1 protein-coding gene is annotated in these 500 nt (G+C 55.6%); it reads right to left on the reverse strand.

The annotated features are described in order from the left end of the window. Positions 1-500 (reverse strand): major capsid protein (locus tag F0L74_RS32930; RefSeq protein ID WP_438502959.1); only part of this gene is annotated, 500 nt, incomplete at both ends.

Here is a 500-nt window from a genome sequence, read left to right on the forward strand (position 1 = left end):
ATCGTCGGTCGGGTCATACGTGGACTTGTCACGCTTGCTCCACTCCGTGCCGCCGGACTGCGTGATGTTATTCTCCTCACTGCGGCCCATATCCACCTCAACCGGATCGAAGGCTTCACCGGTCATGGTGTATTTGCCCTTAAGCACGGCAGAAACTGCCTGCATCTCTTCGACCTGAGCAATGGCCAGCTCTTCGTCACGCATGTTCTGCATGATGATGCGACGGCGGCGGTAAGCCGGGTCCGCCAGATTCTGTGGATCTTCATCCGGCAGGCGACGCAGGGTCATCTGCGGATCCACTTCATGCTTCGGCTTGACATATCCCGGCGTAAATTCAGAGGTGGAGCCGCCACGGGAACGGATAACCTCACCGGAAACTATCGGCGAAACGTACAGCGCCATGTTTACCAGTCCCGGAATTTGTGAGAGATAGACATTCTCCGTGGTGAAGGGATAGCTCTCACGGAAAAAGAGACGCAGAAACAGCGGATGAATTCGAT

It is taken from the genome of Chitinophaga agrisoli (genome assembly GCF_008386695.1).
GTDB classification, from domain to species: domain Bacteria; phylum Bacteroidota; class Bacteroidia; order Chitinophagales; family Chitinophagaceae; genus Chitinophaga; species Chitinophaga agrisoli.